Annotated in this window: 8 protein-coding genes; 1 reads left to right on the top strand and 7 read right to left on the bottom strand. The window is 55.1% G+C overall.

The features are described 5' to 3' along the window. The first annotated feature begins 139 nt into the window (after positions 1-139). Entirely contained in the window at positions 140-466 is a 327-nt protein-coding gene (locus VGM48_RS24125) for a cupin domain-containing protein (RefSeq protein WP_331583401.1), read from the top strand. A gap of 11 nt (positions 467-477) precedes the next feature. On the opposite strand, the gene VGM48_RS24120 is transcribed toward VGM48_RS24125, so the two are convergent. The 7 genes from VGM48_RS24120 to VGM48_RS24090 all read right to left on the bottom strand — a co-directional run bounded on the left by VGM48_RS24120 (position 478) and on the right by VGM48_RS24090 (position 8,021). Next, complete coding sequence (locus tag VGM48_RS24120; protein WP_331583399.1) at positions 478-2,916, bottom strand: bifunctional YncE family protein/alkaline phosphatase family protein; 2,439 nt, start codon at positions 2,914-2,916, stop codon at positions 478-480. Between the two features lie 121 nt (positions 2,917-3,037). Further along, positions 3,038-3,352: an RNA-binding protein gene (locus VGM48_RS24115; RefSeq protein ID WP_331583397.1), complete on the bottom strand. Its 315-nt coding sequence runs from the start codon at positions 3,350-3,352 to the stop codon at positions 3,038-3,040. A 217-nt stretch (positions 3,353-3,569) separates the two neighbouring features. Next, positions 3,570-4,004, bottom strand: a complete 435-nt coding sequence (locus tag VGM48_RS24110) for an SRPBCC domain-containing protein (protein WP_331583395.1) — start codon at positions 4,002-4,004, stop codon at positions 3,570-3,572. Positions 4,005-4,053: 49 nt separating this feature from the next. Continuing rightward, positions 4,054-4,563, bottom strand: coding sequence for an SRPBCC domain-containing protein (locus VGM48_RS24105; RefSeq protein WP_331583393.1), 510 nt, complete (start codon positions 4,561-4,563; stop codon positions 4,054-4,056). 157 nt (positions 4,564-4,720) lie between these two features. Next, positions 4,721-5,623 carry an AraC family transcriptional regulator gene (locus tag VGM48_RS24100; protein ID WP_331583391.1) on the bottom strand — a complete coding sequence of 301 codons (903 nt, stop codon included), beginning with the start codon at positions 5,621-5,623 and terminating at the stop codon, positions 4,721-4,723. Positions 5,624-5,636: 13 nt separating this feature from the next. After that, entirely contained in the window at positions 5,637-6,164 is a 528-nt protein-coding gene (locus tag VGM48_RS24095) for an SRPBCC family protein (RefSeq protein ID WP_331583389.1), read from the bottom strand. A 36-nt stretch (positions 6,165-6,200) separates the two neighbouring features. Further along, entirely contained in the window at positions 6,201-8,021 is a 1,821-nt protein-coding gene (locus tag VGM48_RS24090) for a sensor histidine kinase (RefSeq protein ID WP_331583387.1), read from the bottom strand. Between the last annotated feature and the right edge of the window lie 53 nt (positions 8,022-8,074).

The raw sequence follows: 8,074 nt of genomic DNA, 5'->3' as shown, positions 1-8,074 counted from the left end.
ACAGGGACCTTCCTTCTGGCCAGCTCGCAGGCAAGGACGAGGCCCGTGGGACCGGCCCCGATGATCAATATTTGCATGCTGCAAATATAATCGAACGATCGTTCGATTAAAAATCTTTCTTGACAACCTATTTTTGTGTATGCTCGAAAAAACCGACTTCGCCCTCCTCGCGACCGCAACCACCGAGTCCTATCTCAACACCACCCTCAGCAACGTCAACGACCATGTCGTAAAAATGAGCGTAATGACCTCCCCCTACCCCTGGCACTCCCACCCCAATTCCGACGAGACCTTCATCGGCGTCGAAGGCATCGTCATCATCGAAACAAAGGAGCAGACAATGGAATTAACGCCAGGATCGAGCATCACCATCCCAAAAAATATGATCCACCGGACAAGCCCAAAAGGCGCCCGCAGCGTCAACCTGACCATCGAAAAGGTGGATATTCAAACAAAATTCGCGTAGCGATCCATCGATCATTCATCCCCATCCCCACTCTCCGTCGCCTTCACGAACGCCGCCCGCACCGGCGCCGGAACGCGAACCCCTTCGCCCTTAACCGCTTTCCAGAGCATCGCATTCATAAGCGCATCGGGGACCCGGTCGATCTCCGAGACATTCAGCCCACGCGCCATCGCGGCAAGCCGCGTCCCGCCGGGGTTCACCTCATGGAGGTCGATATTCGAAGGCAGACTCTCAAAGGGTGTGGCATCGGCAGCCGCGGCAAAACAACGCCACATCGGCGTCGCCGCGGCATCATATTGGGTCATCGGCGGCAGCCCGAGGATCAGTTCGATCGTGCGCACCATCGAAGAAGTGGAATACATCGTATGATCCAGGTAATGCCGCTTGACATAACCGCCGGCAAGATAGGCCGTCGTCCGGTGCGCATCGACATGGTCCGGCCCGTTCTGCGCGTCATCCTCAACGATAAAGATCGCACAGTCGGCCCAGATGGGACTCTTGCTGATATGCTCGACCAGCTTGCCCACGGCAAGGTCATTGTCGGCCACATGTGCGAATGGCGTCGGCCGGCCGGCGGCCGTACCCTCGGTGTGGTCGGATAACATCCGCATCGTCGACAGCCGCGGCAGCGCATGATGCGCAACCAGCGAATCGAAATCCCGCTCCCACATCCGGTAACGCATCGTATCCGGGTCCCGCAGGTCCCGCGTAGGATACCCGGGCGCAAAATGGTCCTTCAGCACCGGGATCCGCGCCGTGTTATCGCCGTTGACAAATTCGCCATAGGTCCGGTAACTGACCTTGAAGCTGCTGGCCTGATCCCAGATATAGAGTTTGTTCAGCGCAGGCGCACCGACGGCCCCCCTGCCCCGGCCCCCATAGCTGGTAGGCCAGTTCTTCTCCATAAAATCCGTCGCATAGGCGCCCATGCTCCAGTTATGCCCATCCGCACTCACCTCCCCGTCGACATAAAAATTATCCAGCAGCACGAAGTTATCGGCAAGGGAATGATGATTGGGGGTGACCCGGCGGCCGAACAAAAGAAGACTGGTATCGCCGTTACCCTCCGGCATATCCGACAACACCTGGTCATAGGTGCGGTTCTCCTGCAGGATATAGAACACGTATTTGATCGGCGAGGAGTCCCCCACTTTGTGCGGAACGGGATTACCCACCTCGCCATCCGCACTCACCTCCTGCGCATTTTGATAAGGCGTATTGTGATAGACCGCCTGCGAATAGACCGACAACTCCTGCGCGGAGGGGATCGGGATGATGCTCAGCGCACCCATCAGCAGGCCGCCGCCGATATACTGAACCGCCTTTGGCTTCGAAGGATCGCCGCCATGAAGAAGGACGGTCTCCCGCAGCCCCGTGGGATTGGGACCGCCGGGGTTGGGAAGGGAACTAAGCCCCTTAGCATCGGCGACATATAATTTCCTGTCGATCACGCGCACAACGCTGGGATACCATCCCGTAGGCACAAACCCCAGGGAATGGCTGGCGCCGGGCTTACTCACATCGAACACCGCCAGACAGTTGTTGTCCGCATCGGCGATATACAGGGTCTTGTCATCATCGCTCAACGCAACCGAATTGCTGGTGGTGCCGCTGAGCGCGGTGGGATATACTGCTGTGTTCAGCGTCTCCAGGACCTTGTTCTTCTTCCAGTCGATGACCGAGACGGTATTGTCGTTGGCATTGGATACAAAAAGATAACGGCCGTTGCGCGAGAGACAGAGGTCGTTGGGGTTATCGCCCACGGCGATCGAGTCGACCAGCTGGTTCTTCTTCGTACTGTATACCGCTACTTTATCTCCGCCCCAAAGGCTGATGTATAATTTTGACCGGTCGGCCGACAAAAGACAGGTGTAGGCTTCCGACCCCAACGCCACCTTTTGGCTTACGCCTTTAGTCGCCAGGTCGATCACATAAAGGCTGTTATCCTGCTTGGTAACGACATACAACACGCCTTTTTTATCGTCGATCGCCAGACCGGTCGGCGAAATGGCGACTCTTGGATTTTTCCGGCTCCAGGCCTCACCCAGGCGAATCGTATCACTCGGCACGAGTTTGTCGCCGGCGATGGAAAACCGGACGATCCAGTTGTTATCCCCGCCCGACGCGTAGAGATATCGTTCGTCCCCGCTGAAGGCCAGACCGCCCCAGCCCTTGCTGATATAGACCTTGTCCAGCTCCCGGTCATTCTTGGCATCCAGCAGCTGGATCGTCTGGTTGCTCTGACCGTTGTTGGTGACGGCCGCGTAGCGATGGCTCCTGCTGACGGCAATATTCAGGGGAAGATCGCCGAGCGGCAGCGTCTTGCCCACCGGCGTCAACGACCATCCATTGGGAAGTTTTACTCTGTTCTGTTCGATGGAACCAAGGTCTTGCGATTGTGCGAGAAAGCACCCGGCCAGCAGGGAAAGGATACAAATCGTTTTCTTCATACCCCGAAATTATTTGGAAAACCGCTGCCGCCGTTTACCGAAAGGTTATCTTTTGGTAAACTGTTGAAAAACAAGAAAGCCCCGGATGACCGGGGCTTTCTTTGGAATTCCTTACAAAGGTCTAATACCTATTTTTGTTATAGCTATTCGAGTTGTTGTAATTTCTACCCTCGTTGCTACGGGCAGGCCTTGCTTCTTTGGGGCGTGCTTCGTTAACCCGGATAGCGCGGCCTTCAACGGTTGCACCGTCGAGTTCAGCGATAGCCTTCTTAGCAGCAGCATCATCGGGCATTTCGACGAAGCCAAACCCGCGGGATTGGTTGGTCATCTTGTCCATGATAACTTTAGCCGAGGTGATCTCACCATAGGATGCAAAAAATTCTCTTAAGTCTTCATCCTGCACGTTGAAGCTTAAATTAGAAACATAAATGTTCATACTTAACAATTAATGATTAAAAATATCTGAGGAAGGCAGCGAGTGGAGAATTAACTAAAATTGCAGAAAAACAAGCAGACTTAATTAATCAAATACTAAATGCAAAACTCAAATTAACAGGACAAAGGTATGCCTTTTTTTGATAAGGTCCAAAAATATCTGCAATCTATCTCCCAGGTCCGCCGCCGATCCCTCCGCTTGTCCGCCGCCGACCCGTTTATTCCGGTATCCCCACTTCCTCCTCCATATATTTAAGCAGGCTGTCCTTGATATGATGATCCCAACCCTGACGGCAGTCGGCAAAACATTCCGCGGAAGGAACCAGCCCCTCATGCCGCATATGGATGCGGGTCTGATCCCCGGCGGCCTCCACCTCCCAGACAATGCGGGTCCCCGTCCACTCCTGTTTGTCGTTTATCCAATGGAGATAACAGTCCGTCACCAGCCACTCCAGTTTCCTCCCTGGAACAAGCCCGGTTATCTCGAAACTGACAAAAGTGTCCCCGAAATGGACCGTAAAGACGTCGTGGAGCAGCCGGGTGCAGCCCTCCAGCTTCTTCGCCCACCAGGCCGATACATCGCTGATATGTTCAATTGCCTCCTCAGGGCCGATCGCAGCAGTAAAGCTGCACTGGTAATCTTCCTGTTTCATTTTTCATTGCTTTAAAAGGTGAAAAGATCTCTTCCAGTGGTGAGAAACGTCAATGCGTGATCACGTTGCTGATGTCGAAGTTCTTGTTCCGCAGATCGAGCCCGCCTTCCAGCACGGATTTCAGGTTGGTCAGATAGAAGATCCAGCCCTTCGAATCGCCGACATAATGCCGCCGCATCGTTTCCTCGTCCGTCGGAAGGTTGCTCTCGATCAGCTCGACGATCGTTTCATTGTGCTCCGTAAAGATGCTGATAGTGACCGGGCACTCCTTGGAAAAAGTGAAGCTGAAGAGATCGCGCCCGTTTGCCTTCAGCACCTTCCCCTTCACCACCACATTCGCGGGATTCTTCCGGGAATAACAGATGTACTCGTCGCCCGGCTGAACAAGGTCTTCGCCGGTGCGGAGCTCTCCATTCGGCGCCGTAAAATGCATGATCCCGATAAACCAGGAGTGAAGCCCTGCAACACTCGCCCAGGCCCGGTACGTATTCTCGATGCTGGTCTTGACATTGACCCGAAGTTTGAACTGACTGAAATCCGCCGGTGGTAGTTGTGACATGTTCGTTTTGTTTTGTTACCACAAATCTACCCCGCCGGCGACAAAACGATTTATCGAAAATGGACATTTATTGCGCGAATAGGCCTACTGGCCAAAATAGCCCTATTCGCGCAGACGGCTAATGTCTGACCTTCGGTCGAGCCGCTTCCAGCGGCTCCTATCGCTCCTTCCGAAAAACCGACGGCGGCACCCCGAACCGCCCCTTGAAAAGAACGCTGAAAGAGAAGACGCTCTCAAAGCCGATAGCCTGGCATATATCGTTGATGGTCAGGTCTGTACCCTCCAGCAAGGCCCTCGCCTTCCGCAATTTCAGATCGATAAGATACTGGTGCGGCGTAATATTATACACCTGCTTGAACATCCGCAGAAAATGCTGGCTGTTCATCGCCGCAACCCCGCCGATATCCTCCAGGGTGATATCCGCATTGTAATGCGCATCCATCCAGTCCCGGGCCGTCGAGATCCGCTTAAAGATCTCCAGCCGGGTCGAAGGCTTCACCGCCTGGACATTTTGCGACAGCTTATAAGCATCCTGGTTCTTCAGCAGCAGGTCCTCGAACAACTGCCGGATGACCATATCCGCATGGAGTGCCGCAAACGACCCCGAACCGCCACCCAGTTCGATCAGCGAGAAAACGGTGCGATGCAGCTCGGCGTCGATGTGGACGCGCTCGAGCCAGGAGAAATCGAAGGGCAGGTTGTCGAAGGGTTTTTCCAGCAGGACATCCCCGCCATAGAGCAGACTGTGCTGCACAAGGTCGGGCAGCCGCGAATGAAAGAACAGCAGGACCGGCGCCGTCTCCCGTTCCGTATTGCGGATGGCGAGTGTGCTTCCCCGGGAGATAAAGAACACCTTGTTGCCGTCGACAGGGTTCTTGCCCCCGTTGACATAATAACCGCAGCTGCCCTTGGCGGAGATCAGCAGGCCGATATTGGCGGGCCGTTCGGGGGTCTCGTAGGGTCGTTTCAGCAGTTCGAAAAAGAGGTAGTGGTCGGAATAGTCCGGCGGCGTGATCTCGGTTCCCGAATTAAAGGTTCTCGGCAGTGGTAGAACGAACATCCCGCAAATATACTTATCCCTGTTCGCAAAGCCCCTTCAGCTTGTTAAGCCCAAAGCTGAAGTCGCGGTTCATGTTCTTCTCGATCACCCCGAACAGCTTCAGGATATTCATCGGATACGGGGTCGAACTTTCGATCCCCCAACTGACCCGTGTAACCGCCCGCTCGACGGTGAGCAGCACATACGCGTCGCCCTTCCCCTTGAAGGGCCGGAGGAACTCGATCCGCGAATCGACTTCACTGTTGGGCGTTACCCTGGTGATGGTTTGATTGCCGGCTCCGACATTCTTGTTGTCGCTGTCCCAGGAGAAGCTGGCCCCCGGGGTGCCGTCCGTGCCGCTGTACTGCAGCCTGATGTTGGGGTCTTTTACCATCCACGGACTCCACCGGTTGCAGGCGCGAAGCGTGCTTACGTTGCTCCAAACCTTCTCCACGGGCGCAGAGATCAGAACGGACTTCTCATAATTCCAGCGGGTGCCGGCAAAGGCGGCTACAATAAGGAAGAGGGCGATGACGCCCACGATAATGTAAAGCGCGATCATAAAGCAGCGATTTTTGTTGCTTAAATATAAAAAATTTCAGGAAAACTGCTGCCGGAATCGCAGATTGATCTCCACCCCATCCCGCTCAAAGAAATGAAGCTCCCCTTCGAGCTGCTCCGCAAAAAGCCGCATCAATTGAAACCCAAGGGAATTCCTCGCATCCGGGTCGAAACCCGTGGGAAAGCCAACCCCGTCATCCATGATCTTCAACACGATATCCCGCCCCTTCTTGCGGTAAAGCCGCACCCGGATCGTCCCCTGCGCCCCCTTCGGAAAGGCATATTTGACGGCATTCGTGATGGCTTCGTTCAGGACCAGCCCCAGCGGCACCGCCTGGGAGACATCCAGTTCGATGGTCTCGATCTCCAGGTCAAACCAGATACGCCCCATATTCGAGAAACTGCTGACGAGATGAGAGACCAGCTCATGGATATAGGAGTGCATGTCGATCAGGGCGCTCTGTTCCTGCTGATACAGCTTCTGATGGATCAGGGCGATGGCCTGCATCCGTTCGCGGCTGTCCTGGATGGCATGCAGGGCCGACGGGTTGTCGAGATAGTCGGTCTGGGTATTGAGGAGGCTGATCACGATCTGCAGATTGTTCTTCACCCGGTGGTGCACCTCCTTGAGCAGCCATTCCTTCTCCTTGAGCAACTGCTGCAGCGACCCGTTTTGCTTGTTGATCTCGGCCTGCTTGGCCTGCAGGGCGCGGTTGCTCCGCTGCTTGTTGCGATATCCCCGATAGGCCAGCCCCGTAATGAGTAGCATCGCCGCGATGCCCGCGAAGGTGATGTTCTTCTGCAAATGCGCCTCCTTCAGATCGGCCGCCTGGTTCTTGCCCTGCATCTCCAGCAGTTTGATGGCCTGTCGCTGCTGGTTGGTATGATAGCTGATCTCCATTTCCGCCATCTGCTTCTTACTGGTGATGGAGAACAGCGAGTCGTTCAGCTGTTTGCTTTTCTCGAAATACCGGATCGCACTCACATAATTTCCCGATGACGAGTCGATGACGAACTGCATCCGGTAGAACCGCGTCAGGGCGATGGGCTTCACCCTGCCGGGCGGAAAGGCAAGGATATCCCGCACATAAGGGATCGCCTTCCGGTATTGCTTGGTCTGGATATAGAAATCACCCATCACGCCGTAGTAGTAGACGTGATCGAGCATCATCTGCTCCTCCGAAGCATAGTACAACGGCTTGAAGTCGGTGATCCGGTAGGCGTCGATCATTTGTCCAAATCGCTGCTCGGCCTTCGCATACTGGCCCTCCGCGACATAGATATTCCCATACATGGCGTTCAGGTCGATGCGCTGCGCGATGTTGGCCGGCGGCGATTCGGTGGTGATCTCCCGCAAGACCCGGTACGCTTCCTGCGCCTTCCCCTGTTTGATCAGCCCGTAGATCTCGATGCTCAGATAGCCATAGAAGTCGCAGAACTTATATCGGGACCGCAGGTATTGATAGGCCTTCCGCGCATAGGCCTCGCTGAACTCGTACATACCCATCTCCGAATAGGCCAGGGACAGCTTTCCATAATGATAGTCGCAATCCGCGGTGTCATGCGAGGCCTCCATGGCATTGACCTCCAGGTTCCGGTAATCCACCTCTTTTTTCAGGTCGGCCCGCATCTCGCTGACCTGCGCCAGCAGATCATAAACCGGGTGCAGCCGGAGGTTCCCCGCGGCCTGGTACAGCTTCAGCGCCTGCTGAAAATCCTCTTCCGCGGGGTCGAGTTTGTTGGCCTTCAGCAAAACCCGGCCCTCTTCCAGCAGGGCGGCAACGCGGCTGGTGTCGGGCTGCGCCGGGGCCCGCCAGCTGATCAGGCAAACAACCGATAAAAAAATCAGGAACCGCATCGTTTTCAAGGTACAAAAATGTCTACAGATATTGACGGCTGGTCTACACACCG

The sequence above is a fragment of the Puia sp. genome, from assembly GCF_036500295.1.
Taxonomy (GTDB): domain Bacteria; phylum Bacteroidota; class Bacteroidia; order Chitinophagales; family Chitinophagaceae; genus Puia.
This window is presented reverse-complemented; position numbering and strand designations above follow the sequence as displayed.